The sequence below is a fragment of the Oleiphilus sp. HI0066 genome (assembly GCF_001635725.1).
The window spans coordinates 1-952 of record NZ_LWFH01000733.1; the positions used below are offsets into that span (position 1 = coordinate 1).

Sequence of the window (952 nt, forward strand, 5' to 3'; positions counted from 1 at the left end):
AAATGCTTCGTTTGCTTCTATGAGATCAAGGTCGTTGATTGTCCAGCCTGCTTTCTCAAGGCAACGCTGACTGGCAGGAATTGGGCCTGTACCCATTATTTCAGGTTGTACTCCGGCATTAGCGTAAGCTTTTACTGTGGCTAAAACGGGTAGGTTTAGTTCTTTGGCTTTCTCTTCGCTACATACAATGACTGCCGCTGCGCCGTCATTGAGTGATGAGGCATTCGCAGCTGTGACGGTGCCATCTCTTTTAAATGCCGGACGCATTTTAGCGATGCTTTCTATTGTTGCACCTAGTCGAATGTTTTCGTCTTTATCAAATATGATAGGGTCGCCGCGGCGCTGAGGAATGCTAATGGCAATAATTTCATCACTAAATTTGCCATCTGCTTGTGCTTGTTCTGCTTTGTTCTGTGAGCCTAGAGCAAAGGCATCTTGCGCCTCTCGATCGATTTCATATTTTTCTGCAATGTTTTCCGCGGTAATGCCCATGTGATAATCGTTGAAAGCATCCCATAAGCCATCGGTAATCATCGTGTCGACCATATTCCAAGGCCCCATACGCTGTCCGTTGCGGCTATTTGGAAGTGCATGTGGAGCATTGCTCATGCTCTCTTGCCCGCCGGCGATAATAATGTCTGCGTCACCAAGCTGAATGGCTTGTACTGCCATTTGTACTGCCTTTAAACCGGATCCACACACCTTGTTAATGGTGAGCGCAGGTGTTTGCACTGATAATCCAGCCTTAATTGCTGTTTGTCTTGCTGGGTTTTGTCCGCAGCCGGCGGTGAGTACTTGTCCTAAAATTACTTCATCCACTTGATCGGTGTTAATGCCGGTCTTTTCTAGTAAACCAGAAACAACTTGTGTTCCAATCTCAACGGCACTCAAGGAAGAAAGAGAACCACCGAATGAAGCGATGGCGCTGCGCCCCGCCGCTACGATAACTGCA

1 protein-coding gene is annotated in these 952 nt (G+C 47.5%); it reads right to left on the minus strand.

Translation table 11 applies throughout. The features are described from left to right. The coding region (locus A3738_RS08985; RefSeq protein ID WP_231876593.1) for an acetyl-CoA C-acyltransferase at nt 1–945 on the minus strand (945 nt) is incomplete at its 3' end. Nucleotides 946–952: the final 7 nt, after the last annotated feature.